This is a genomic window from Amycolatopsis roodepoortensis (genome assembly GCF_014873915.1).
GTDB classification, from domain to species: domain Bacteria; phylum Actinomycetota; class Actinomycetes; order Mycobacteriales; family Pseudonocardiaceae; genus Amycolatopsis; species Amycolatopsis roodepoortensis.
This window is the reverse complement of record NZ_JADBEJ010000005.1, coordinates 1,285,334-1,308,825: the sequence shown is the minus strand read 5'-3', so window position 1 is coordinate 1,308,825 and position 23,492 is coordinate 1,285,334. Positions and strand designations below refer to the sequence as shown.

Sequence of the window (23,492 nt, the reverse complement as noted above, 5' to 3'; positions counted from 1 at the left end):
CGGACGCATGAGCACTCTCCACGGCAAGACGATCATCATCTCCGGCGGCAGCCGCGGGATCGGCGAGGCCATCGCGGTCCGCGCCGCGCGCGACGGAGCGAACATCGCCCTGCTCGCGAAGACCGCCGAGCCGCATCCGAAGCTGCCGGGCACGCTCTACACCGCGGCCAAGGCGATCGAGGACGCCGGCGGGCAGGCGTTGCCGATCGTCGGCGACGTCCGGGACGACACGTCGGTCGAGGCCGCGATCGCGCGGACCGCGGAGCAGTTCGGCGGGATCGACATCGTGCTCAACAACGCGAGCGCGATCGATTTGACCCCGACCGAGTCGGTCAGCATGAAGCGTTACGACCTGATGCAGGACGTCAACGCGCGCGGGTCGTTCCTGCTGTCGAAACTCGCCATCCCGTACCTGAAGGTCGCGGAGAACCCGCACATCCTGACGCTGTCGCCGCCGATCAGCCTCGACGAGAAATGGTTCCAGGCCGGGCATCTCGCGTACAGCATCGCGAAGTACTCGATGAGCCTGGTGACCGTCGGGCTCGCCGCGGAACTGCGGCAGTACGGGATCGCGGCGAACTCGCTGTGGCCGCGGACGACGATCGACACCGCGGCGATCCGCAACGTCGTCGGCGCGGAACTGGCGGCCAGGTCGCGGACGCCGGAGATCATGGCGGACGCGGCGCACGCGATCCTCACCAAACCGAGCCGCGAGGCGTCCGGGCACTTCTACCTCGACGACGAGGTGCTCGCAGCCGAAGGGGTCACGGACTTCTCGAAGTACCGCATCGGCGAGCGGGAGGAAGACCTGCAGCTCGATTTCTGGGTCGAGAGCCGCACCCCGTGATTCGCGAACCACAGCAGGAGCGCAGCCGCACGACCCGGCGGCGGCTGGTCGAGGCCGCCGTCGAGACGATCGGGGAGCTGGGCTGGAACGGGACCACCGTCGCGATCATCGCCGAACGCGCCGGTGTCTCGCGCGGCGCGGCCCAGCACCACTTCCCGACCAGGGAGGATCTGGTCGCGGCGGCGGTCGAGCACGTCGGCGAGATCCAGATCGTGGAACTGCGCGCCCGCGCGGCGGAACTGCCGTCGGGGCGGTCCCGGATCGAGCGGGCCGTCGACATGGTGCTCAACCTCTACAGCGGGCCTCTGTTCCGCGCCGCGCTCCACCTCTGGGTCGCGGCGTCGACCGACGAGTCGCTGCGCGCGACCCTGGTGCCGCTGGAGGCGCGGGTCGGGCGGGAAGCGCACCGGGTGACCGTCGAGCTGCTCGGCGTCGACGAGTCCCACCAGGGTGTTCGTGAGCTGGTCCAGGCCACTCTCGATCTTGCCCGCGGGCTGGGGCTGGCGAACCTGCTGACCGACGACACGAAGCGGCGCAAGCAGATCGTCGCCCAGTGGGCACGGGTCCTGGAGCCGCCGCTGGCGTCGGCGAAGATCTCCCGGAACCAAGAAGCCACCGACAACGTCTGAGATCTTGTTAACACTGATGGAGCAGCGATCGATAACACGGTGTGAGTGCTGCTGATTCAGGTGGCTGATCGAGAGAGGTCCAGTCCGGTGTCCGGTTCAGAGGTCGAACTGTCCCATCGCGCGATGGCGATGCTGCGAGCGGTCGCGGCGCGCCGTGCCCAGATGTCGTGCAGCTGCGAGCCGGATCTCTTCATCGACGGGTTCGCCTGCTGCGATCAGATGACCGCGCACGCGCTGGCCCGCGGCGGTTACATCCGCCCCGGCGCGTCCACCGGTCCCGCCGCGGTCACCGGCCGGGTGCCCGCCGAGCTGACCGAGGCGGGCGAAGCCGCCATCGCGGTCACCGCGGCCGCCTGACCCTTCACCGCATCGTCTGTCCGCAGTGGACGACGACCGTTTACAACCACCTCCCGCCTTCCTAGGATCCTCCCCGGGATGAGGCCGTCGCCGTCGAGCGGCGGACCGGGTAGGGAGGTGCCGATGGCACGCACGGCTCGCCATGACGGCGGCGGGAGCGCCCTGAACCCGCCCCGGCCGAAGGCCCCGCTATCGCGGTGGAAGGGCGCCTTTGCCGCCCTTCGCGGCCTGAAAGACTGGCGACGTCGATCGCGGCCGCGGGTTCACCAACAGACGCTCAGCGAGTTGATGCGGAAAGCCGGCGCGGCACCCCGCCGCCGGGGGCCGCGCGGGCCGAAGCACCGGGCCCCGGACGCCGCCCCCGGTAGCAGGCGGATCCGGCGGATCTCGGTGCTTTCGGCGGGCGGTGTCTTCGTCGGCGGACTGCTGGCCGTGCTGCTCACTCCCGGCGAGCAGGCCGAGGTCGTCCCGGGGATCCCGCTCCCGCCGCCGTCGCTGACCATCGCACCGCAGGCCGTCGAGGTCCCGGACGCCGCGGAGTCTTCGCCCGTCCCGTCGGGACCTTCGGGCGGCAGCGTCGCCCCTCCGCCGCCGATGACCGCGTCGATGCACGGCTCGGAGACGCCGTCCCCGACACCCACGCCGTCCGCGCCGCCGCCGGAGGAACGGCCGGATCCGCGCGCCGGTCACCACGAGTGGTACTACGACTGGAATCACGGCGGATATCCCGGTGGTGGCCGGTGGCCGCAATGGGGCCGATAGCGCCGATCGGGTGATCGACGACGTCGCACATCGTCGAACAAGAATCACGATTCACCCCTGATCTCGTCCGTTCGTGTCTGGTGTCCTTTTTTCCGGTGTCCCGCCCTCGGCCGCGTACCTACGATGGTCCGCACTTTCCATTCCATCCGGGGCAGGCTAGGGGCTGAACAGGAAAAATGAATTTGGACGGACATTCTCCCGCGGTGCAGCTCGCCCGGAGAATGCTGCTCAACCGCGAGACGGGGAATCCGTCCCGCCCGCAGCCGGTGACGCTGCTGCTCGGGCCCGTCGGTTCGGGGAAGACCACGGCACTGGAAGCGATCCGCCGTGATCTCGGCTGGGGTGTCGTGCACGCCGGATTCGATTTCGGGCAAGGCGGCCGGGCCGGCACGATCGACGTGCTCACGAAACTGGCCTATTCGTTGTCGGGGAAATGGCGAAATCGGCCGAAACCGCAGTTCGTTCGTTTCACGATCGCGTTGATCGCAGTCCAGGCTGAGCTTTCCGGTCGAAATCGCGACGAAGACCTCGCGCAACTGAAGTCGCTGCTCGGCAGTCTCGACCGGGTCATCTGGACGTCGGCAATGGACGGCACGCTCGACGCGCTGACCGAGACGGCGAAGGCGACCGGTCTCGTCGAGCCACCGTACGCGGATCTGTTCCGCCAGACGTTCCCGCATCTGGTCCGGAACATCCGGCCGAGGCTCGGAAAGGCGCTGCGGTCGCTGGCGGACTTCCCCCACGCGGAGGGGAGATCCCCGTTCGACGCGCTGCTCGAACTCAACCGCCTGGCGCACGGCAGCGCCCGTGACGCCAAGGCGGTCACCGAATGGCTGATGGCGGCGTTCCTCGGCGACGTCCGGGAGAACCATCCGCGGCTGGCCAAACCGGAGGAGAAGAGCCCGTGCACCTGTGACATCTCGCCGCAGCGCAGGCATTGGCACAACTGGGTGGTGGTGCTCGACGACGTCGACCACGCCGGCGGGACCGAGTTCCTCGCCGACCTGATCGCCGCGCGGGAACGGTACGCCGTCCAGCATCCGAACGATCGCGAGGCCCACGACGCGCTGCTGGTCATCGCCACCAGCGGGCGGTGGCACGACGATTGGGGGACCGCCTGGCTGGCGCCGTGGAAGCCCGCGTCCGGCGCTCCGCCCGCCGTCCGGCCGATCGTGGACTGCGAGGAGGCTTCGTACGATGACTGGGCGAACCCGGGCAACGGCGCGCTCGACTCGCCCTACTACCCGGTCCGGATCTCACCGCAGTCGATCGGGCGGATCGCGCGGATCCTCCATTCCGGCGCGCGGACGCCGAAGGTCACGCTCGCGCACCGGGCGACCGGTGGACTGCCGTCGGCGGTCGAGCAGCTCGCGGGGAGGTTGCGGGCCACCGACGCGCGCGAAGGCGGCCGTGACCTGCTCACCACCGATCCCCGTGGCGAACAGGATCCCTGCTACCGCAGGCTGACCGAGCTCGCCTTGACCGAGCACCTCGACGACGTCCACGTCGACGACTTCGTGACCGCGGCGCCGTTCGCGACCGCGCCCTGGCTGATCCCGGACGCCGCGCAGAGCCGGATCGACCAGCCGCACGTCGGGCGGATCCTGACCGAACTGCGCACCTCGTTGTGGGTGACGGCGAAGAACTCGCCCGGTTCGACGACCGACCAGGCGGCACTGCATCCATGGATCGCCGCGAACCTGGTGTCCGCGCTGGCCAGGCGGGGTGACGGCGACGGCCCGACCTACACCGACCAGTTCAAGGCCCTGCGCGACGATCCCGACACCGCGCAGGATCCGGTGCGCCTGGCCTACTGCAACCTCGCGCTGGGCGACATCGGCGAGGTGGTCACCTTCTTCGAACGCGAGTTCAACCGGATCCCGCACGCGGAGTGGATCGCCAAACTCGAGCTGGTCCTGAACGCGCCGGACGATCTGCCATCCGGACGGGATCACGCGGAGCTGTACGAAGAACTCGTCAACCTGGACAACGCGCGCCGCCCGAACGACCGGTCCGAGATCCGGAACAACGTCGCCCGGCTCATCGCGGCGGGCTGGCTGACCGCCAACCCCTTCGCCGTCCGCGGGCAGGACCAGCACCAGGTGATCGCGAACGCCTTCGCCGCGCTGGCCACCACCTCGCATCAGCCCGACGTCGGCGCGCTCGTGTCGGCCAAGGAAGCCGCCCGTCGCGGCGAATTCCCCTGACCCGGAACGGAACCCTGTGATGTCCTGGCTCGATTCGCTGAGAACACGCATGTCCGCGGCCCGTGACGGCGCGGTCTCGGGACCGCCGGTACGGCCCCGAGGCTGGGCACGCCGTCATCGGGTGCTGCTGATCGTGGCCGTGGTCGTATTGCTGGCCGCCGTGCCGGCGCTGACCAGACCGTGGGAGGTCTGCGGTGCCGGACTGCGGGCGGTGGACGCGGACGAGGAGTCGATCGGCTCGTCGCACGTCTGCGTCGGGCTGAACCTCGACTCCGGCCCGATGCGGGAAGACGACCCGCTCGATCCGCTGGAGAAGCTCATCAAGAGCCGCAACGAGCAGGCGGGGGACAACTTCAAGACGATCGTGGTGCTGGAGAACCTCGCGCCCGACCCGAAGGTCGACAGCCAGCCGTTCCCGTTCGTGCGGCGGGAGGTCCAGGGCGCGATCGCCGCCGCGTGGCCGAAGAACGGGCCGCCGGGGATCAAGCTCCTGCTGGCCAATTACGGGAGCAACGCCGATCACTGGCGCGTCGTCGCCGAGGAGATCATCGCCGCGGCCGCCGCCCAGCGCATCGTGGCGGTCACCGACATCGGCATCAGCACGGAAAGCAGCCGGGCGCTGGTGGCCGAACTGTCCCGGCACGGGATCGCCACGATCGGCGCGACCGTCACCGCGGACAACATGAACACCGACCCGAAGGGCGCGCGGATCGACAACTTCTTCCGCGTGGGTCCGACCAACACCGACGAAGCCCGCGCCGCGGCCGGATACATCGCCGCGCACGGTTTCCGGCGCGTGATGATGATCCAGGGGGTCAGCAAGGAGGACACCTACGCGACCACCCTGGCCGAGGCGTTCCAGCACTCATCGAAGGTCCCGGTCGTCTTCACGAAGACCTACGACGTCAAACCGCTCGCCGACACTTCGCGCGAGGCCTACTTGCGCGGGCTGTTCAGCAGATGGCACAACGACATCTGCGGCGCGAAACCCGATCTGATCTACTTCGCCGGCCGCGGGCTCGACCTCGGCGCCCTCGTGGCGGCGCTGGCGGGCGACGGTGCCTGCGAGGGGCTCGACACGGTGACCGTGATGACCGGGGACGACGCGAGCACGCTCGCCGGGAAACCCTTGGAGCTGAACAAGGACATCAGTGTCCGGCTCCGCTACACGGCACTGGCGTATCCCGACCAGTGGGACATGTTCACCGCCGATCCGGCGTATCCCACGTACAAGAAGAACTACGACAACTTCGTCGCGGAGTTCACCGGTACCCACGGGTTTCCCAAGGCGGAACTGTGGGACGGCGCCGCGATGATCGAACACGACGCGGTCGCCGCGGCGGTCGAAGCGGCCGTGCAGAACGTGTCGGCGGATCCGGTCTCGGTGTCGAACGTGTTGCGCAGCATCGACTGCAACTCCCCGGTGCCGGGCGCGACCGGCTTCATCGCGTTCGATCAGGCGACGGGGAACCAGCTCGACAAGGCGTTGCCGATCCTGTCGATCGATCCGGACGGTTCGGTGCATCCGGTCGATCTGGTGTGGTCGCGCGGGCGGCCGCTGAACACGAGGCCGGACTGCGGGCAGTGAGTGGTGGCCCGGGGCCGGGAGGTTGCGAAAGTGGCTTTCGCAACCTTCGGCGTTGCGAAAGTGGCTTTCGCAACGCCGGCGCGGGTGTGCGATCGGCCGGTCGTGACGGGGGCCCGGGCGTCGTCGAGGCATGTCGCGAAAGCCACTTTCGCGACGTCTGATGTCTCGAAAGTGGCTTTCGCGACCTGAGCAACCGGGCCCGAGGTGCGAAGCGGTGAAGGCCTCCTTCCCTACCTTGAGAGTGAGGAAGGAGGCCTTCACGGACTGACACCGGTGGGGAACGGAAGTCAGCCGGTGTAACCCGCCACGATCTTGGTGTAGTCGTACTTGCCTTGGGCGATTCCCGCGCAGTTGTTGCAATCGCGGTTCACCGCCCAGAACGACAGCCTGGCGAGATGTTTGCTCGCCGCGTAGTCGCGGATCGCGCGGAAGTCGGCGACGCTGACGGTTTCGCCGGCCACATCGGTCTTCCCGTTCATCGACGAAAGCCCGCTGCGCCGGTACGCCGCGTCGTCGCTCAGGCCGAAGGTGGACTTCACGACGTTCTTCAGCCCGTCCACGGCACTGCGGGTCTTGCCCGCCATGTCACCGCCGCTGGAGAAATTGAAGGGCATGACCGACCACGCGTCGACCCCTGCGCCGAGCTCCTTCGCCCGGTTGATCAGCCGCTTGCCGTGCGAGTTGGGGCCACCGACGTCGGTCGGGATGGTGATGACCACGCGGAGGCCGGGATTCTTCTGTTTCGTGAGCTTGACGGCGTTCAGGATCCGGTCCTGGACGGTGTGGTTCTCGAACTCGTCGGTGTTCTCGACGTCGAGGTCGATCGCCTTGAGTTTGTAGGCGTCGATGACCTTCTGGTACGCGCCGGCGAGTGCCGCGGGAGTGGAGCATTTCGGGCCCAGCTTCGTGCCCGACCAGCCCCCGAACGACGGGATGACGTCGCCACCCTTGGCACGGATGTTGTTGATCATTGTGGCGTCGGAACCGGTGAGGGAACGGCTGCCGTCCCATTTCGGGTTGCAGCCGCCGTCGGAGAGGATGAACGCGAGGGTGAAGGCCTTGACGCCGGTGGCGTTCATCGCGGCGATCGGATCCGTCTGTCCCGACCACTGGTACAGATAGGGCGAGGCGAGCACCGGGTCCGGGGCCGCCGAGGCGACGGGCGCGAGGCCGGCGGCCGTGGCGAGAGCGGCGCCGACGGTGGTGGCCAGTGTCGGCCAGCGTCGTCGTAAGGATTTCATCGGTCCTCCAACTGGTACGCGCGCGGCGAGGCGCGCAGGTGTGGAGCACCTCCGTCTTGACGCGGCGTATCAACCTGGAGTGTGCGCTATCCCACGGTGGACTAGACCAATGAGGACTGTCAAGAATTCACCGGAACACCCACCGGAAACGACCGACCTTAGTAGGGGGGTGATGACCCGGAAAGCGGATCGACACCACCACGATTACCGGCTAGTTTGCCGAAATGGTGGGGGACTCCCTGATGGCGACCGGAAGCCGCGACCGGAGAGACCGGCTCGCCGCGCCGCGGCGGATACTGGGGTCCTGGAGCCTGTGGGAACTACCCAGGCGAGGCCTGATCGGGTATCTGCTCCTCGTCGACTTCGCCGCCATCGCCGCCACGACCTACCTTTTCGTCCTGCGGCCCCCCGCGCCGTCGTCGTTTCTTCCGTTTTCCGCGCTGGTGACCGGAATGATCGTCTGTTCGGAGCTTTCGCGCCCCGTCGAGCGGTCCCGCGCCGACACCCGGCTCGGCGCCGGACTGGACGCGGCGTGGATTTTCGCCGGTGCGCTCCTCTTGCCGCCCGCACTGGCCGCGGTGCTCGTCGTCGTCTCGGCGGCATATCGCTGGTTCCGGATCCGGCGCGGTATCCCGCACCGGCAGGTGTTCGCGGCGTCCGCGACGATGCTTTCGGCGCTCGGCGCCTCGATCATCCCGGTACTGCTGGGTGCGCCACCGTTCCTCGGCGCACCAAGGGATTTCGAAAGTTTCGCCCTGGTTTTCGCGACCGGGCTGGTCTTCCTGTCCGTCGACGCGGCCTTGGCCGCCCCGGCGGCCGAATTCGGGGCGGAACCGTCGGGATTCGCCTTCGACGCGGCCATGGTCGCGTTCGGACTGTTGCTCGCGTGGTCGGCGGCGGACTGGCCGTTCGTCACCGTGGTACTCGCGGGCGCGCTCGTGGTACTTCACCGGGCCGGGACGATGCGTGCCCTGCGCGGGCACGCGGGCACGGATTCCGGCACGGGACTGCTCACCGCTTCGTCCTGGTTGGACGGTGCCCGCACCCAGTTCGAGCTGCTGCGCGGCCGTGGCGCCGAGCTTTCGCTGCTGATGCTCGACCTCGACCATTTCGCCCGGCTCAACGACCGGCACGGCAGGCACGTCGGGGACGACGTCCTGCGGGCCGTGGCGGACACCTTGCGCGCCGAGGTCCGTGCCGCGGACCTGGTCGGCCGGTTCGGCGGCGAGGAGTTCGTGGTCCTGCTGCCCGGCACGAGCCGGTTCGACGCGCACGCGATCGCCGAACGCATCCGGCTGCGGATCTCGTCGACGTTCGTCTCACTGGGTGGGACGTTCGCGGGGACGACCGTCTCGATCGGAGTGTCGTCGCATCCGGACTGCGGTGAGACGCTCGACCGGCTCGTCGCCGCGGCGGATCAGGCGTTGCGCGCGGCGAAGGGGGCCGGGCGCAACCGGACCGTCGCCTTCGAGACCGAAACCTAGCCTTCGGCCGGGACGCCGATGTCCTCGAACCACAGGTCCGGGTGATCCCGGATGAATTCGGTCATCAGCGCGGTGCACGCCGGGTCGTCGAGCAGGGTGATCTCGACGCCGTGCTCCTCGAGCCAGCCGTGCCCGCCTTCGAACGTGGTGGCCTCGCCGATGACGACCCTGCCGATGCCGAACTGGCGCACCAGCCCGCTGCAGTACCAGCAGGGGGACAGCGTGGTGACCATGATCGTGTCCCGGTAGTGCGGCCGCCTGCCCGCGTTCCGGAAGGCGGAGGTCTCGGCGTGCATCGACGGGTCGCCGTCCTGGACCCGGCGGTTGTGGCCGCGGCCGAGCAGGGCGCCGGTGGTGTCGAAGAGGGCGGCGCCGATCGGGACCCCGCCCTCGGCCTTGCCGAGTTCGGCCTCTTCACGGGCGACGGCCAGCAGCTGCGCGGGATCGATCACGCGGTTCACCTTACGGCGCGAGCGCAATGCGGACCGGACCTGTCCTGAATATCTGCGACACTCCTCCCATGAAGCGAGTGAACCGATGACCACGGGCACGTCGGCACGGCTGCTGAGGCTCCTCTCCCTGCTGCAGGCGCGGCGCGACTGGCCGGGCGCCGACCTCGCCGACCGGCTGCAGGTGGACGTCCGCACGGTCCGGCGCGACGTCGAGCGGCTGCGCGAACTGGGCTACCCGGTGCACGCCACCCCCGGCGTCGCGGGCGGCTACCGGCTCGGCGCGGGGGCCGCGTTGCCGCCGCTGCTGCTGGACGACGACGAGGCCGTCGCGGTCGCCGTCGGGCTCCGCACGGCCGCGAACGGGACGGTCTCGGGGATCGAGGAGACCTCGGTGCGCGCGCTCACCAAACTGGAGCAGGTGCTGCCCGCGCGGCTGCGGCACCGGATCACCGCGCTGAACACCGCGATGATCCCGCTCGGCGGCGTCGTCCCGGTCATCGACGCGGCGGCGCTGACAGTCATCGCGTCCGCGTGCCGTGACCACCAGCGGCTCCGGTTCGGCTACCGCAACCACAACGGTGACGTCAGCGAGCGCTACATCGAGCCGTTGCGCCTGGTACACACCGGGCGCCGGTGGTACCTGGTCGCGTTCGACCTCGACCGTGACGACTGGCGGACCTTCCGCGTCGACCGCATCGACGGCGTCCCGGACACGAGTTTCCGGTTCACGCCGAGGGAACCACCCGCCGAGGACCTCGCGGCGTACGTCTCCCGTGGGATCACGTCTTCGCCGTATCCGCACCAGATGGTGCTGCGGGTCAACGCCTCGGCGGACGCGCTCGCCGAATACGTGTCCCCGACCGCCGGCACGATCGAGGCCATCGACGAGCACACCTGCCGGGTCCGGGTCGGTTCCAACGACCTGTCCGTGATGCCGTACTACCTCGCCCATTGGGACGTCGACTTCGTCGTGGAGGAGGCGCCGGACGAGGTCAAGGAGCGGCTACGGCTGGTCGCCGACCGCTTCGCGCGCGCGGTCGTCTGAGTCCGAAGTGGACCGTGCGCGTTTGGCCAGCAGGCCGATCGAGCCGAGCGAGATCAGGGCGAGCACGATGATGTAGAGCGACACCGACATCGACGTCCCGGTGGATTCCAGCAGCAGCACCATGATGAACGGCGCGAGCCCGCCGCCGACCACCGCGCTGATCTGGTAGCCGAGCGAGGCGCCGGTGTAGCGCATCTCGGCGGTGAAGAGCTCGGCGAACAACGCCGCCTGCGGGCCGTACATGATGCCGAGGAACAGCGACCCGACGAACGAGGCGACCACGAACAGCGGCAGCGAGGCCGTGTCGATGAGCAGGAACATCGGGATCGCCCAGAGCGCGACGCCCGCCGCGCCGAAGGTGTAGATCTTGAGCCTGCCGATCCGGTCGGACAGTTTCGCCGACAGCGGGATGATCGCGAGCTGCAGCGTGCTGATCAGCAGGGTCGCGACGAGCACCGTGGTCCGCGACATCCCGAGATGCCGGGTGGCGTAGTCGAGGACGCCGTTCAGCAGGATGTAGAAGGTGGCGGTGTTGACCATGAACGAGCCGCCGGCCAGCAACACCGTGCCCTTGTGGTGGCGCAGGACGTCACGCAGCGGCGACTTGGCGCGGCCGCGTTCCTCGGCGGCGAGTTTCGCTTCGGCGCGGCGGTATTCGGGCGTCTCGTCGATCTTGACGTGCATGTACCAGGCGAGCCCGAGCACGAGGACGCCCACCAGGAACGGGATCCGCCACGCCCACACGAGGAAGTCCGACGGCGGCGCGAGCTGGGCGGCGATCAGGAACACCGTGTTCGCCAGCACCACCCCGATCGGGACGCCGAGCTGGACGAGGCTGCCGTAGAGACCCCGTTTGCCGGGCGGCGCGTACTCGGTGGCGAGCAGCATCGCGCCACCCCACTGGGCGCCGACGGCGACTCCCTGCACGAGCCGGAGCAGTACCAGGAGGATCGGCGCGGCGATACCGATCGAGTCGTAGGTCGGCAACAGGCCGATCAGCGTGGTCGCCGCGCCCATCAGCGCGATCGCCAGCACCAGCACGGGTTTCCGGCCGCGTTTGTCACCGAGGCTGCCCGCGATGATCCCGCCTAGCGGCCGGGCGAGGAAGCCGACCGCGAAGGTCGCGAACGAGGCGAGGACCCCGGCCGCCGCGTTGCTGGTGGGGAAGAAGGTCTTCCCGAAGACCAGGGCGGCGGCGATCCCGAAGACGAAGTAGTCGTACCACTCGACCGAGGAGGCGAGTGCCGCCGCGGTGGCGGCCCTCCTGCGCTGGGACACGGTGATCGTCGGTTCGGCGGCGGTTTCCGGGGCGTTCGGTGCGGTGTCGGCCATCTGGATGCCCTTCGCTCGGCGCTGCTGCGGCGATGCAGTCCGGGCAAGTTAACAACCGCTTAGTATGTGGTCAACGTCTCAACGGGTAATTCTAGATACCGACCGGTTGGTATGTCACTCTGGTGGCGGTATCGCCGACGCAGGCCGATCAGTACTGGTCAGGAGAGTTTCGTGCCGAGCATGCGCAGCACCAGCTCGCTGTACTCCTGGCCGAGCTTCTTGGGGGTCTGGCGCGTCCGTTCGCTGTACCAGCGCGAGACGTCGACACCGAGCGAGAGCACGGCGCGGGCGGCGGTGTGCGGGTCGCCGACGGTGAACACACCCGTTCCGACGCCTTCGGTGATGACCTCGCGCACGACCTGCTCGATACGGCGTCGCAGTTTCGCGACGATCTCGAACTCCTCGTCGGGCAGGGCGTGCAGTTCGTACTGCACCACGCGGGCCACGGTGTGCCTCCGCGCGTGCCACGCCACGAAATCCTCGACCAGCAGCCGGATCCGCTCGACCGGATCGCTCTCCCGCGCCACGACGCTCTCGACCAGCGAGAGCGTCTGCTCGTGGCCGTACTTCGAGATCGCGAACAGCAGCGCGGCCTTGGACGGGAAGTGCACGTACAGCGCCGCGGGGCTCATGCCGGCCGCCGAGGCGATGTCCCGGGTGGTGGTCGCGTGATAGCCACGCCGCGCGAAGGATTCGACCCCGGCCAGCATCAGCCGCCGTGCCGTCTCCGGCTGGACGTCGGGCCACAGTTCGGCCGACAGCGACATGGTCATCCGCAGATCCTCCCAGACGCTCGTTCCGGATGGCGGGCTTGACACCGTCTCCGGACCTTTCCATTGTAAGTGAGCGCTCGCTTAGTGATTGCGTCGCCAGTGAACACAGAGGAGATCGAAGAGTGAACTCGTTCAAGGATCGCGTCGCGATCGTCACCGGCGCCAGCCGGGGTATCGGCCTCGGGATCGCCAAGGACCTGGTCGAGCGCGGCGCGAAGGTGTGCATCACCGCGCGCAAGCCGGAGCCGCTGGCCGAGGCCGTGGCCGAACTGGGCGGCGAGGCCGTCGCCATCGCCGTCCCCGGCAAGGCCGACGACGAGGCGCACCAGGACGAGGCCGTCGCCAAGACCATCGAGACCTTCGGCCGCCTCGACATGCTGGTCAACAACACCGGGATCAACCCGGTGTTCGGGCCGACCCTGGACATCGACCCCGGGGCCGCGGCGAAGATCTTCGCCGTCAACGTGCTCGCGCCGCTTTCGTGGACGCGCCGGGCGCGGGACGCGTGGATGGGGGAGCACGGCGGCGCGGTGGTGAACGTCGCGTCCATCGCCGGGCTCGGCGCGTCGCCCGGGATCGGCATGTACGGCGTCAGCAAGGCCGCGCTGATCCGGCTCACGAAGGAGCTCGGCTTCGAACTGGGGCCGAAGATCCGCGTGAACGCCGTCGCGCCGGCCGTGGTCAAGACCAAGTTCGCGACCGCGCTGTACGAAGGCCGCGAAGAAGAGGTCTCCGAGTCGTACCCGATGAAGCGCCTCGGCGTTCCGGCGGACATCGCGGGCGCCGTGGCGTTCCTGCTTTCGGAAGAGGCGGGCTGGATCACCGGGCAGACGGTGGTCCTCGACGGTGGCGTCACGCTGGCGGGTGGCCTGTGACCGCGTCGTTCACCGGTTCCGGGGTCGTCGTCACCGGTGGGGGCGGCGGGATCGGGGCCGTCCTCGCCCGCCGGTTCGCCGCGGAGGGGGCCCGGGTCGTCGTCGGCGACCTGAACGGGGACGCCGCGGCCGAGGTCGCCGAGGAGATCGGCGGGACCGCCGTCGCCGGGGACGCCGCGAGCGAAGCGGGTGTCGCGTACCTGATCGAGGCGGCGCGCGAAACCCTCGGCGAGATCGACGTCTTCTGCGCCAACGCGGGGATCGCGCCGATGGGCGGCGTGGACGCGCCGGAGGAGGACTGGGCGCGGATCTGGGACGTCAATGTCATGGCGCACGTGCGCGCGGCGCGGCTGCTCCTGCCGCCGTGGCTGGAGCGCGGCCGCGGGCATTTCATCTCGACGGTGTCGGCGGCCGGTTTGCTGACCAGCCTCGGTTCGGTGTCCTACTCGGTGACCAAACACGGCGCGCTCGCCTTCGCCGAATGGCTTTCGGCGACCTATCGGCACCGCGGGCTCACCGTGCAGGCCATCTGCCCGCAGGGAGTGCGGACGGCGATGCTGGAGAACACCGGTCCGGCGGGCGAGCTGCTGATGGGCGCGTCGGCGATCCAGCCGGAGCAGGTCGCGGACGCGCTGTTCGAGGCCATCGCCGAGGAGCGGTTCCTGGTGCTGCCGCACCCCGAGGTCGCGGACTACTACGCCGCGCGGGCCACGCAGACCGACCGGTGGCTCGGCGGGATGAACAAGCTGCAGCGCAAGGTGGAGCAGGTCGTCGGGGACTGACCGGGGCCGGCTCGCCTTGGTGCATGGTCGTGGCGTGTCGCGAAAGCCACTTTCGTGACGTCTGATGTCCCGAAAGTGGCTTTCGCGACACGGTGGCGGGGGGTTCGCGCAGGTTCGGATGGTGGCACGCGGGGCTTCGCGTGACCGGTGGGGCAGGACCGGCGTGATCAGCGGCGTGACTCGCGTGATCAGGGGCGTAACTCGCGTGATCAGGGGCGTAACTCGCGTGATCAGCGGCGTGATTCGCGTGATCGGGGGCGTGACTCGCGTGATCGGGGGCGTGACTCGCGTGATCAGCGGCGTGATTCGCGTGATCAGGGGCGTAACTCGCGTGATCGAAGGCGTGACTCGGCGCGTGGCGGTTGATCTTCGTCGGCGGATCGGCCACTGTGGGCAGGGGTCTTGCTCGCGGTAAGGAAAGTCGATGAACAAACGCTTCGTGCTCCGTGGTGCCGTTCTCGCCGCCACCCTCGCCGGCTCGGTGCTGACCGCGGGATCGGCGATGGCGAGCACCGCGGAACCGTGCGCGGCCGGGGCGTCGGGTGACGTCGCGGCGGCGTCCTGCACGCCGTACCGCAAGGTGAGCGAGGGCTGGAGCAGCAAAACCGCCTGCAACCGCGCCGGCAACGAGGGCGCGCAGGCCGGCCGCTGGACCGGCTGGAACTGCAACCAGGCGCTGCGCGGCTGGGAGCTGTGGGTGCGCACGTGCACCGCGCTGGCCGCGGAGAAGGACGCGGTTACCACGCGCGAAACCGTCTGATTGTGGTGCGGGCCGCCCCGGGCGCGAGTCCGGGGCGGCCTAATCCCCTTGGTATGGCGGGAAGTCCGGTGGGCGGCGTTCGTTCCAGCTGGCCAGGCCCTCGGGAAGTTCCGGATGCGAAAAGGAGTCGAGCATCAGGGCGGTGGCTTCGCGGGCGGAATCCTCCAGTAGAAGCCCGGTTTCTCGAAGGACCTGCCGTTTGATGAGCGCCATGGAGCGTGGCGCGCTGTAGATCGCGAGTTCGGCGGCGTAGGCCGTCGCACGCGGTAAAAGCTCTTCCGGGGGCACGATTTCCTGCACCAGGCCGTACTCGTACGCCTGTTCGGCGGTGAAGGTCCGGCCGGAGAGCAGCAGATCGAGTGCCCGGCCGCGGCCGACGAGTTCGGGCAGCAGTTTCGCCACGCCGTACTCGGCGATGAGGCCCCGCCGTGCGAAGGCGGTGGTGAACTTCGCGCCCGCCGCGGCGAACCGGACATCGGCGGCGCAGGCGATCACGAAACCGAGCCCGGCGCAGCCGCCGTTGATCGCCGCGACCACCGGCACGTCGGCATACGCGGCGGCGAGGACGTCGCGGAAACCTTCCCGTTCCGGCGCGGCCGCGCCGTCGACGGAGATGTCTTCCAGCAGTCCCAGGTCCGCCCCGGGGCAGAAGGAGCGTCCGCGGCCGGTGACGACGACGGCGCGGACACCGGGATCGGCCGACGCCTCGCGCAGCAGCTCGCCGTAGCGGATCTGCATCGCCTGGTCCATCGCGTTGCCGCGCTCGGGTTTGTCGAAGGTGATCGTGGCGACGGCGCCGTCCGCGCTGTATCGCACAGTGTCCATTTCGGACGGTGAGAGCTGTTCGGTCACGTCGACCTCCTTGCGTCATCGCCATACTAAGCGGATGCTTAGGGCTCCGTCGAGACTTGTCAGGGAGGAACCTGCATGAGCCGGTACGAAGCGAAACCGTGGCTGGCCGCCTACGAGCCCAGGATGAGGGAAGCGGGAACACCGGAGCCGACCACGGTCCTGGAGTCCTTCCTGCGGGCGGTCCGGCGTTCCCCGGACGTCACCGCGATCGCCTACTTCGACGGCAGGTTGACCTACCGCGAGGTCGACGAGCTCTCCGACGGCATCGCGCGCCATTTGCTCTCGTCCGGTTTCGCCCGGGGTGACCGGCTCGCGCTCGTCCTGCAGAACATCCCGCAGTTCGTGCTGGCGTTGCTCGGCGCGTGGAAGGCGGGTGGCATCGTCGTCCCCGTCAACCCGATGTACCGCGAGCGCGAACTGCGGCACGTCTTCGGGGACGCCGGGGTACGCGCGGTCGTGTGCTCGCAGAGCGGGTGGAACCGCCGGATCGCCCCGCTCGTGCCCGGCAGCGACGTGACCATCGCGCTGACCACCAGCGAACTCGATCTGCAAGGTCGCGACGATCCGCGCGTGTTCGGCGAAACCGTGCGGGAACCGACTCCCGGTGCCGCCGACCTGCTGGAGGCGGCGCGGGCCGCGGTGGGGGAGCCGCCGCCGGACGCCGGCCTCGGCCCCGACGACGTCGCGCTGATCAGCTATACGTCGGGCACCAGCGGGACGCCGAAGGGCGCGATGAACACCCACGGCAACATCGGGGCGAACGCGTCCGTGCTCAGCACGTTCAGCGGTCTCGGCGATGGCGCCACGTTGTTCGGCCTGGCTCCGCTGTTCCACATCACCGGCATGGTCTGTGAGATCGCCTCCGCGATCGACATCGGCGGCACACTCGCGCTCGCGTACCGGTTCGAGCCCGGCGTGGTGCTCGACGCCTTCCTGGAACACAAGCCCGTGTACACGGTCGGCCCGTCCACGGCGTACATGGCGTTGATGGCGCACCCGGACGTCAGCCGCGAGCACTTCGACTCCTTCGAGTTGCTGTACTCCGGCGGAGCCGCCCTGCCGCCCGCCGTGGTCGACGCGTTCCGTGCCCGCTTCGGGCACTACATCCACAACGGCTACGGGCTCACCGAGACGACCGCGGGCTGCATTGTCGTCCCGAGCAGCCTCGAAGCGCCTGTCGACGAGGAGTCCGGCACGATCTCGATCGGCCTGCCCGTGCCCGGCACGATCGTGCGCATCCTCGGCGAAGACGGCGAGGAACTGCCGTTCGGCAAGGCGGGCGAGATCGCCGTCGAAGGCCCGATGGTGATCCCCGGTTACTGGAACCGGTCCGAGGCGACCGAAGCCGCACTGCCCGGCGGCAGGCTCCTGACCGGCGACGTCGGCTTCATGGAGCCGAGCGGCTGGGTCTACGTCGTCGACCGCAAGAAGGACATGATCAACGCCTCCGGATTCAAGGTGTGGCCGCGTGAGGTCGAGGACGTGCTGTACACCCATCCGGCGGTGCGCGAAGCGGCCGTGGTCGGTATCCCGGACGAATATCGCGGCGAGACCGTGAAGGCCTACATCAGCCCGGCGCCGGGCACCGCGCCCGATCCCCAGGACCTCGTCGCGTACTGCAAGGAACGCCTCGCCGCGTACAAGTACCCGCGCGTGGTCGAAGTGCTCGACGAACTGCCCAAAACGGTGAGCGGCAAGATCCTCCGCCGCGAACTCCGGGCGAGGGGATGAGCGGCATGGCACAGGTCGAAACCGTCCGCGGCCCCGTCGACACCGCCGAATTGGGCAAGGTGCTGATGCACGAACACCTGTTCGTGCTCAGTCCCGAGTTCATGGCGAACCATCCCGAACACGACGGATTCCGCGAAGACGAACACGTCGCCGACGCGATCCGGCGGCTCGACGAACTCAAGGCCGCCGGGATCGACACCATCGTCGACCCCACCGTGATCGGGCTCGGCCGCTACATCCCGCGCGTGCGGCGGGTCGCGGCCGAAACCGAGCTCCGGATCATCGTCGCGACCGGGCTCTACACCTACAACGACGTCCCGCACTACCTCCACCATCGCGGGCCCGGCCTCATCTTCGACGACGGCGCGGACCCGCTGGTCGGCCTCTTCACCGGCGACATCGTCGACGGGATCGCCGATACCGGGGTGAAGGCGGCCCTGCTGAAGTGCGCGACCGACGAACCCGGGGTCACCCCCGGCGTCGAACGCGTCCTGCGCGCGGTCGCGAAGGCGCACCGGGAGACCGGCGCGCCGATCATGACCCATACCCACGCGCCCACCCGGCGCGGTCTCGAACAACAGGCCGTTTTCGCGACCGAAGGCGTCGACCTGAGCCGTGTCCTCATCGGGCACAGCGGCGACAGCACCGACCTCGATTACCTCACCGGCATCGCCGACAAGGGATCGTTGCTGGGGATGGACCGCTTCGGGCTCGACCCGTTGCTCTCGTTCGAAGAACGGGTCGCCACGGTCGTGGCGATGTGCGAGCGCGGTTACGCCGGAAGCATGGTCCTCTCCCATGACGCCTCCTGTTTCATCGACTGGTTCGAGCAGGACAAGATGGCCGCCGTGGCGCCCAACTGGCATTTCCTCCACATCACCCGTGACGTGCTGCCCGCGTTGCGGGAACGTGGGGTTTCCGAACGCGACATAACGACGATGCTGGTCGACAATCCGCGGCGGTTCTTCGAGCACACCGGCGCGTATTGACGTCTCGGCGCCTTTCTCGTCCGGCGAGAGGTTCCGAAAGTTTCGCAATGTCGAAGGTTGCGAAAGTGGCTTTCGCAACGCGTTCCCGTCGGATCGGCGCCCAGCCGGGGAAGGGACTCCGGGGCGTCGACAAACCGGCCGGTATGCTGAGTGTCCGCACGAGAAGGAGCCGGCCATGACACGAGCGACCACCAGGAAGGCCGAGGCCGGCGGCGAAGACCAGGCCGCCGTCCCGCGCCGTCTGCTGTCGCACGCCACGAAGCTCTTCGCGAAGAAGGGTTTCGACCGCACCTCCGTGCAGGAGATCGTCGAGGCGGCCGGGGTCACCAAGGGCGCGATGTACCACTACTTCGGCTCCAAGGACGACCTCCTTTACGAGATCTACGCCCGGGTGCTGCGCGCGCAGACCGAGCAACTGGAAAAAGTGGTTTCGAGCGAGGCGCCGCTGCGGGAACGGTTGCGCTCCGCCGCCTCCGACGTCGTCGTCAGCACGATCGACAACCTCGACGACAACACGATCTTCATGCAGTCCATGCACCAGCTGAGCGTGGAGAAGCAGAAGGCCGTCCGCGCGGAACGCCGCAAGTACCACGAGCGGTTCCGCACGCTGATCGAGGAAGGCCAGGAGTCGGGCGAGTTCCGCGCGGACAAACCGGCCGACGTGATCGTCGACTTCTTCTTCGGGTCGGTGCACCACCTCGGTTCGTGGTACCGGCGTGGCGGCGCGCTCTCGGCCCGCCAGATCGGCGACCATTTCGCCGATCTGCTGCTGGCCGCGCTGCGACCCGAGTAGCGCTTAGCCCGGCGGCGCGGACACGAGCCGCTCGGCGAACCAGTCGTCGCGGCGTTCGAGCACCGTCCCCACCTCCCACTCGGACGCGAGGGCGAGCAGATCCGTCGCCACGTCTTCGGCGGCTTCTGGCGGCCAGCCCTGAGCGGCCAGACTCGACCGTAACGCGTCGGCGTAGTCGGAAAAGGTGAAGCCGGGCAGGTCCGCGACGAGCGCCGTCGTCGTTCCGCGGTGCGAGCTCAGCCCACCGAACGCCCGGCCGCAGCCGCAGCGGGAATCGGGCGAACTCTCGCCGTCGCCGCAGGGCGGCGCGACCCAGAGCAGCTCGCCTTCCACGCAGTGATCGAAGTCGTTCTCCCGCGCGCCCTGGGTCTTCGCGGTGGCCACGAGCAGTTTCATGCTGACTCCCTGTTCGATCGGATGTTCGAACAGTTGTACCGGCGGGGTCCGACAGTTTCCGGGACGGACCCCGCCGGGCGGGTCAGGCGGGCAGATCGATCAGCGGCGCGAGGGCGGCGCGATGCCGCCCAGGAGTGCCGAACGCGATCTCGTCGCTCTTCGCGCGCTTCAGGTACAGGTGCGCGGGGTGCTCCCAGGTCATGCCGATCCCGCCGTGCAACTGGATCGCCTCTTCGGCGGCGTGGACGGCGATGGGGGAGTTGCGGGCCTGCGCGACCGCGACGGCGATCGCGATGTCGTCGCCGGAAGCCAGGCAGTCGGCGGCGTAGCGCGCGGTCGCCCTGGCGTTGACCAGGTCCGTGTACAGGTTCGCCAGCCGGTGCTTCAACGACTGGAACGAACCGACCTGACGGCCGAACTGGTAGCGCTCCTTGAGATAACGCACGGTCTCGGTCAACGCCCATTCGGCGATCCCGAGCTGTTCCGAGGCCAGCAGCCCCGCCGCGGTCACGAGTGCCGTGTCCAGCGCCGACGCGGCCACCGAGCCGTCGGCGACGCGTTTCGCGGCCACGTTCGCCAAGGTGACGTCGGCGATGCGCCGGGTGAGGTCGAGGGAAATCGCCTCGGCGACCGTCACCCCCGCCGCCGACGCGTCGATCGTGTACAGGCCGGGGCCGTCGGGTCCCACCGCCGGGACGACGATCAGCTCGGCCACCGACGCGTCGACGACGCTGCGGACCTGGCCGCTGAGCGTGCCGTCGGCGGCCGCCGTGACCGTCGAGGGGAACTCGGCGCCGGGCGCGGTCGACAGCGGGATCGCCAGCGCGCCGATGAGCGTGCCCGCGGCCAGCTTCCCGAGTGGCTCGGCCACTTCCGCCTGCGACGTGTCGGCCGCCAGCAGGGCCGACGTCGCCAGGACGGCGCTGCCGAGATAGGGGACGGGGGCGACGCTGCGCCCGAGTTCCTCCATCACGACGGCGACTTCCCGCGCCGAAGCGCCGTGCCCGCCCAGCGCCTCCGGGACGGCGAGGCCCGCCGCGCCGAGGTCGGCGGCGAGCGTGCGCCACAGCTTCAGGTCGTACGGTTCCGCCGTCTCGGTCCTGGCGATCAGGGCCGCCGGCTCCGCCCGATCGGAGAACAGATCGCGGACGCTGGCGCGAAGGTCCTCTTCGACCTCGGAATACAGCAGGTCGGTCATCGGGGCAGGTCCTTCCAGGCGACGTCCTTGTCGATCCGCGGCTCGGACGGCAGCCCCAGCACGCGCTCGGCGATGATGTTGCGCAGGACCTCCGAGGTGCCGCCCTCGATGGAGTTGCCCTTCGCGCGCAGATAGCGGTAACCGGCCTCGCGACCGAGGAAGTTCACGCCGTCGGGACGCCGCATCGTCCAGTCGTCGTACCGCAGGCCCTCGTCGCCGAGCAGTTCGATCTCGAGTCCGGACGCGGCCTGGTTGAGTTCGGAGAACGCGACCTTGACCGCGGACCCCTCCGGTCCCGGCGCACCCGCGGCGAGCTGCTGGCGCAGCCGCGAACTCACCAGTCGAAGGCTTTCGCCCTCCACCCACAGCTTCAGCAGCCTGTCGTGCAGCTCGGAGGTGCGCAGCTCCGGGCGCTCCCGCCAGGTTTTCGCGACGACGCCGACCATGCCGCCGTCGCGCGGGAACTCGGTGCCGCCGATCGCGACGCGTTCGTTCATCAGCGTGGTCTGCGCGACCTTCCAGCCCTCGCCGACCGCGCCGAGGCGGTGCGCGTCGGGGATGCGGACCTCGCTGAGGAAGACCTCGTTGAACTCGGCCTCGCCGGTGATCTGGCGCAGCGGCCGGACCTCGACGCCGGGCGCGGTCATGTCGCACAGGAAGTACGTCATGCCACGGTGTTTCGGCACGTCGGGGTCGGTGCGGGTGACCAGGATCGCCCACTGCGACTTGTGCGCGCCCGACGTCCAGACCTTCTGGCCGGTGACCACCCAGTCGTCGCCGTCGCGGACCGCCCGGGTGCCCAGCGCGGCCAGGTCGGATCCGGCGCCCGGCTCACTGAACAACTGGCACCACACCTCGCGCTCGGTCCACAGTGGACGAAGGAAGCGCTGGTGCTGTTCGGGTGTACCGAAGGCGAGGATGGTCGGTGCGGCCATGCCCAGGCCGATCCCGATCCGCCGTTTGTCGTTGTCCGGCGCGCCCGCCGCGGCGAGCTCCTTGTCCACGACGGACTGGAGGGATCGCGGCGCGTTCAGGCCGCCGAGGCCTTCGGGGAAGTGGATCCAGGCCAGCCCGGCGTCGAACCGCGCGTCGAGGAAGTCCTGACGTGGCGTGCTTTCCGGCGGATACGCGGCCAGCAGCTCGGCCACGCGCCGCTTCAGATCGTCCACAGTGGTCACTTCGTCACCTCTCCGCGGTACTTCTTCAGCTCACGGTGCGCCAGCGAGCGCTTGTGCACCTCGTCCGGCCCGTCGGCGAGCCGCAGCGTCCGCACCTGCGCCCACATCTCGGCGACCGGGAAGTCCTGGCTGACGCCGCCCGCGCCGAACAGCTGCACGGCCTTGTCAAGGATCCACTCGACGGTGATCGGCGTGGAGATCTTGATCGCCTGGATCTCGGTGTGCGCGCCCTGGTTGCCGACCGTGTCCATCAGCCACGCGGTCTTGAGCACCAGCAGGCGCTGCTGCTCGATCTTGACCCTTGCCTCGGCGATCCAGTCCTGCACCACGCCCTGTTCGGCGATCGGCTTGCCGAAGGTCTCGCGCGAAAGCGCCCGGCGGCACATCAGTTCCAGCGCGCGTTCGGCCATGCCGATGGCACGCATGCAGTGGTGGATCCGCCCCGGTCCGAGGCGGGCCTGCGCGATGGCGAACCCGTCACCCTCGCCGGCGATGAGGTTCTCCGCGGGCACTCGGACGTCCTCGAAGACCACTTCGGCGTGGCCGCCGTGATCGCCGTCGGTGTAGCCGAACACGTGCATACCGCGTTTCACGGTCATGCCGGGGGTGTCGCGGGGGACCAGGATCATGCTCTGCTGCTTGTGCGGCGGGCCGTCCGGATCGGTCTTGCCCATCACGATGAAGATCTTGCAGTTCGGGTTCATCGCACCGGAGATGTACCACTTCCGGCCGTTGACGACGTACTCGTCGCCGTCGCGGCGGATGCTGGTGGCGATGTTGCGCGCGTCGGAGGAGGCGACGTCGGGCTCGGTCATCGCGAAGGCGGACCGGATCTCGCCGTCCAGCAACGGCTGCAGCCACTGCTTCTTCTGCTGCTCGGTGCCGAACATGGTGAGGACTTCCATGTTCCCGGTGTCCGGCGCCGCGCAGTTCAGCGCGGTCGGCGCGAGCCGGAGGCTGCGGCCGGTGATCTCGGCGAGCGGCGCGTACTGCAGGTTGGTCAGTCCCGCGCCGTGGTCACCGGGGAGGAAGAAGTTCCACAGTCCGCGCTTGCGCGCCTCGGCCTTGAGCTCTTCGACGATCGGCGGCTGCGCCCATTCGCTGTCGCGCTCGGCCAGCTGCCGCTCGAAGACGGCCTCGGCCGGGTAGATGTGCGAGTCCATGAACTCGAGGAGTTTCCCCCGCAGTTCCTCGGTTTTCGCGTCGAAGGCGAAGTCCATC

Annotated in this window: 23 protein-coding genes; 14 read left to right on the top strand and 9 right to left on the bottom strand. The window is 69.1% G+C overall.

Annotated features, from left to right (window positions below; translation table 11 throughout):
- Window positions 1–7: 7 nt before the first annotated feature.
- From H4W30_RS25490 to H4W30_RS25465, 6 genes are all read left to right on the top strand, one after another.
- On the top strand, window positions 8–847 hold the full coding sequence (locus tag H4W30_RS25490) for an SDR family oxidoreductase (protein ID WP_192745166.1): 840 nt from the start codon (window positions 8–10) through the stop codon (window positions 845–847).
- On the top strand, window positions 844–1,476 hold the full coding sequence (locus H4W30_RS25485; RefSeq protein ID WP_192745165.1) for a TetR/AcrR family transcriptional regulator: 633 nt from the start codon (window positions 844–846) through the stop codon (window positions 1,474–1,476). Before H4W30_RS25490 ends, H4W30_RS25485 begins: the two co-directional genes overlap by 4 nt.
- A gap of 87 nt (window positions 1,477–1,563) precedes the next feature.
- Complete coding sequence (locus tag H4W30_RS25480) at window positions 1,564–1,833, top strand: hypothetical protein (protein ID WP_192745164.1); 270 nt, start codon at window positions 1,564–1,566, stop codon at window positions 1,831–1,833.
- Window positions 1,834–2,121: 288 nt separating this feature from the next.
- The gene (locus H4W30_RS25475) at window positions 2,122–2,595 is read left to right on the top strand and encodes a hypothetical protein (RefSeq protein ID WP_192746817.1); all 474 of its coding nucleotides are present in this window, start codon (window positions 2,122–2,124) and stop codon (window positions 2,593–2,595) included.
- A 203-nt stretch (window positions 2,596–2,798) separates the two neighbouring features.
- Window positions 2,799–4,802 (top strand): hypothetical protein, encoded by a 2,004-nt coding sequence (locus H4W30_RS25470; protein ID WP_318780671.1) that lies wholly within the window; start codon window positions 2,799–2,801, stop codon window positions 4,800–4,802.
- Window positions 4,803–4,821: 19 nt separating this feature from the next.
- Window positions 4,822–6,390, top strand: coding sequence for an ABC transporter substrate-binding protein (locus H4W30_RS25465; protein WP_225949868.1), 1,569 nt, complete (start codon window positions 4,822–4,824; stop codon window positions 6,388–6,390).
- A gap of 287 nt (window positions 6,391–6,677) precedes the next feature.
- On the opposite strand, the gene H4W30_RS25460 is transcribed toward H4W30_RS25465, so the two are convergent.
- Window positions 6,678–7,631: a chitinase gene (locus H4W30_RS25460; RefSeq protein ID WP_192745163.1), complete on the bottom strand. Its 954-nt coding sequence runs from the start codon at window positions 7,629–7,631 to the stop codon at window positions 6,678–6,680.
- Window positions 7,632–7,855: 224 nt separating this feature from the next.
- Here H4W30_RS25460 and H4W30_RS25455 point away from each other — a divergent pair, with 224 nt between their 5' ends.
- On the top strand, window positions 7,856–9,115 hold the full coding sequence (locus H4W30_RS25455) for a GGDEF domain-containing protein (protein WP_225949867.1): 1,260 nt from the start codon (window positions 7,856–7,858) through the stop codon (window positions 9,113–9,115).
- On the opposite strand, the gene H4W30_RS25450 is transcribed toward H4W30_RS25455, so the two are convergent.
- A complete protein-coding gene (locus H4W30_RS25450; protein ID WP_192745162.1) occupies window positions 9,112–9,576 on the bottom strand; it encodes a nucleoside deaminase in 465 nt (154 codons plus the stop codon). The genes H4W30_RS25455 and H4W30_RS25450 overlap by 4 nt on opposite strands.
- A 76-nt stretch (window positions 9,577–9,652) precedes the next feature.
- Here H4W30_RS25450 and H4W30_RS25445 point away from each other — a divergent pair, with 76 nt between their 5' ends.
- Window positions 9,653–10,612 (top strand): helix-turn-helix transcriptional regulator, encoded by a 960-nt coding sequence (locus H4W30_RS25445; protein WP_192745161.1) that lies wholly within the window; start codon window positions 9,653–9,655, stop codon window positions 10,610–10,612.
- Here the strand turns inward: H4W30_RS25445 and H4W30_RS25440 are convergent.
- The gene (locus H4W30_RS25440; protein WP_126731884.1) at window positions 10,571–11,944 is read right to left on the bottom strand and encodes an MFS transporter; all 1,374 of its coding nucleotides are present in this window, start codon (window positions 11,942–11,944) and stop codon (window positions 10,571–10,573) included. The genes H4W30_RS25445 and H4W30_RS25440 overlap by 42 nt on opposite strands.
- A gap of 158 nt (window positions 11,945–12,102) precedes the next feature.
- On the bottom strand, window positions 12,103–12,717 hold the full coding sequence (locus H4W30_RS25435; RefSeq protein ID WP_192745160.1) for a TetR/AcrR family transcriptional regulator: 615 nt from the start codon (window positions 12,715–12,717) through the stop codon (window positions 12,103–12,105).
- Window positions 12,718–12,839: 122 nt separating this feature from the next.
- Between H4W30_RS25435 and H4W30_RS25430 the strand changes: the two genes are divergently transcribed.
- The 3 genes from H4W30_RS25430 (at window position 12,840) to H4W30_RS25420 (ending at window position 15,134) form a co-directional block, all read left to right on the top strand.
- Entirely contained in the window at window positions 12,840–13,592 is a 753-nt protein-coding gene (locus tag H4W30_RS25430; RefSeq protein ID WP_126731887.1) for an SDR family oxidoreductase, read from the top strand.
- Window positions 13,589–14,374, top strand: coding sequence for an SDR family oxidoreductase (locus tag H4W30_RS25425; RefSeq protein WP_192745159.1), 786 nt, complete (start codon window positions 13,589–13,591; stop codon window positions 14,372–14,374). The genes H4W30_RS25430 and H4W30_RS25425 overlap by 4 nt, the downstream gene beginning before the upstream one ends.
- Window positions 14,375–14,798: 424 nt before the next feature.
- Window positions 14,799–15,134: a hypothetical protein gene (locus H4W30_RS25420; protein WP_126731890.1), complete on the top strand. Its 336-nt coding sequence runs from the start codon at window positions 14,799–14,801 to the stop codon at window positions 15,132–15,134.
- A gap of 39 nt (window positions 15,135–15,173) precedes the next feature.
- Here H4W30_RS25420 and H4W30_RS25415 read toward each other — a convergent pair whose 3' ends face one another.
- Window positions 15,174–15,986, bottom strand: a complete 813-nt coding sequence (locus H4W30_RS25415) for an enoyl-CoA hydratase-related protein (RefSeq protein WP_318780670.1) — start codon at window positions 15,984–15,986, stop codon at window positions 15,174–15,176.
- Between the two features lie 75 nt (window positions 15,987–16,061).
- On the opposite strand from H4W30_RS25415, the gene H4W30_RS25410 reads away from it, so the two are divergent.
- The 3 genes from H4W30_RS25410 to H4W30_RS25400 all read left to right on the top strand — a co-directional run bounded on the left by H4W30_RS25410 (window position 16,062) and on the right by H4W30_RS25400 (window position 19,499).
- Window positions 16,062–17,717 (top strand): AMP-binding protein, encoded by a 1,656-nt coding sequence (locus H4W30_RS25410; RefSeq protein WP_192745158.1) that lies wholly within the window; start codon window positions 16,062–16,064, stop codon window positions 17,715–17,717.
- A gap of 5 nt (window positions 17,718–17,722) precedes the next feature.
- Window positions 17,723–18,706: a phosphotriesterase family protein gene (locus H4W30_RS25405; RefSeq protein WP_192745157.1), complete on the top strand. Its 984-nt coding sequence runs from the start codon at window positions 17,723–17,725 to the stop codon at window positions 18,704–18,706.
- A gap of 175 nt (window positions 18,707–18,881) precedes the next feature.
- Complete coding sequence (locus H4W30_RS25400) at window positions 18,882–19,499, top strand: TetR/AcrR family transcriptional regulator (RefSeq protein ID WP_192745156.1); 618 nt, start codon at window positions 18,882–18,884, stop codon at window positions 19,497–19,499.
- A 3-nt stretch (window positions 19,500–19,502) separates the two neighbouring features.
- Here H4W30_RS25400 and H4W30_RS25395 read toward each other — a convergent pair whose 3' ends face one another.
- The 4 genes from H4W30_RS25395 to H4W30_RS25380 all read right to left on the bottom strand — a co-directional run bounded on the left by H4W30_RS25395 (window position 19,503) and on the right by H4W30_RS25380 (window position 23,491).
- Complete coding sequence (locus H4W30_RS25395) at window positions 19,503–19,895, bottom strand: DUF7715 family protein (RefSeq protein ID WP_192745155.1); 393 nt, start codon at window positions 19,893–19,895, stop codon at window positions 19,503–19,505.
- An 82-nt stretch (window positions 19,896–19,977) separates the two neighbouring features.
- A complete protein-coding gene (locus H4W30_RS25390; protein ID WP_192745154.1) occupies window positions 19,978–21,093 on the bottom strand; it encodes an acyl-CoA dehydrogenase family protein in 1,116 nt (371 codons plus the stop codon).
- Complete coding sequence (locus H4W30_RS25385) at window positions 21,090–22,271, bottom strand: acyl-CoA dehydrogenase family protein (protein WP_192745153.1); 1,182 nt, start codon at window positions 22,269–22,271, stop codon at window positions 21,090–21,092. The genes H4W30_RS25390 and H4W30_RS25385 overlap by 4 nt, the downstream gene beginning before the upstream one ends.
- Window positions 22,268–23,491 (bottom strand): acyl-CoA dehydrogenase family protein, encoded by a 1,224-nt coding sequence (locus H4W30_RS25380; RefSeq protein ID WP_192745152.1) that lies wholly within the window; start codon window positions 23,489–23,491, stop codon window positions 22,268–22,270. Before H4W30_RS25380 ends, H4W30_RS25385 begins: the two co-directional genes overlap by 4 nt.
- Between the last annotated feature and the right edge of the window lies 1 nt (window position 23,492).

Bases quoted from the DNA above. Each gene is read 5' to 3' on its own strand.
- H4W30_RS25395 (WP_192745155.1), bottom strand. From the start codon at position 19,895: ATGAAACTGCTCGTGGCCACCGCGAAGACCCAGGGCGCGCGGGAGAAC.
- H4W30_RS25420 (WP_126731890.1), top strand. From the start codon at position 14,799: ATGAACAAACGCTTCGTGCTCCGTGGTGCCGTTCTCGCCGCCACCCTC.
- H4W30_RS25390 (WP_192745154.1), bottom strand. From the start codon at position 21,093: ATGACCGACCTGCTGTATTCCGAGGTCGAAGAGGACCTTCGCGCCAGC.
- H4W30_RS25435 (WP_192745160.1), bottom strand. From the start codon at position 12,717: ATGACCATGTCGCTGTCGGCCGAACTGTGGCCCGACGTCCAGCCGGAG.
- H4W30_RS25490 (WP_192745166.1), top strand. From the start codon at position 8: ATGAGCACTCTCCACGGCAAGACGATCATCATCTCCGGCGGCAGCCGC.
- H4W30_RS25400 (WP_192745156.1), top strand. From the start codon at position 18,882: ATGACACGAGCGACCACCAGGAAGGCCGAGGCCGGCGGCGAAGACCAG.
- H4W30_RS25445 (WP_192745161.1), top strand. From the start codon at position 9,653: ATGACCACGGGCACGTCGGCACGGCTGCTGAGGCTCCTCTCCCTGCTG.
- H4W30_RS25455 (WP_225949867.1), top strand. From the start codon at position 7,856: ATGGTGGGGGACTCCCTGATGGCGACCGGAAGCCGCGACCGGAGAGAC.
- H4W30_RS25405 (WP_192745157.1), top strand. From the start codon at position 17,723: ATGGCACAGGTCGAAACCGTCCGCGGCCCCGTCGACACCGCCGAATTG.
- H4W30_RS25465 (WP_225949868.1), top strand. From the start codon at position 4,822: ATGTCCTGGCTCGATTCGCTGAGAACACGCATGTCCGCGGCCCGTGAC.
- H4W30_RS25410 (WP_192745158.1), top strand. From the start codon at position 16,062: ATGAGCCGGTACGAAGCGAAACCGTGGCTGGCCGCCTACGAGCCCAGG.
- H4W30_RS25380 (WP_192745152.1), bottom strand. From the start codon at position 23,491: ATGGACTTCGCCTTCGACGCGAAAACCGAGGAACTGCGGGGGAAACTC.
- H4W30_RS25475 (WP_192746817.1), top strand. From the start codon at position 2,122: ATGCGGAAAGCCGGCGCGGCACCCCGCCGCCGGGGGCCGCGCGGGCCG.
- H4W30_RS25460 (WP_192745163.1), bottom strand. From the start codon at position 7,631: ATGAAATCCTTACGACGACGCTGGCCGACACTGGCCACCACCGTCGGC.
- H4W30_RS25440 (WP_126731884.1), bottom strand. From the start codon at position 11,944: ATGGCCGACACCGCACCGAACGCCCCGGAAACCGCCGCCGAACCGACG.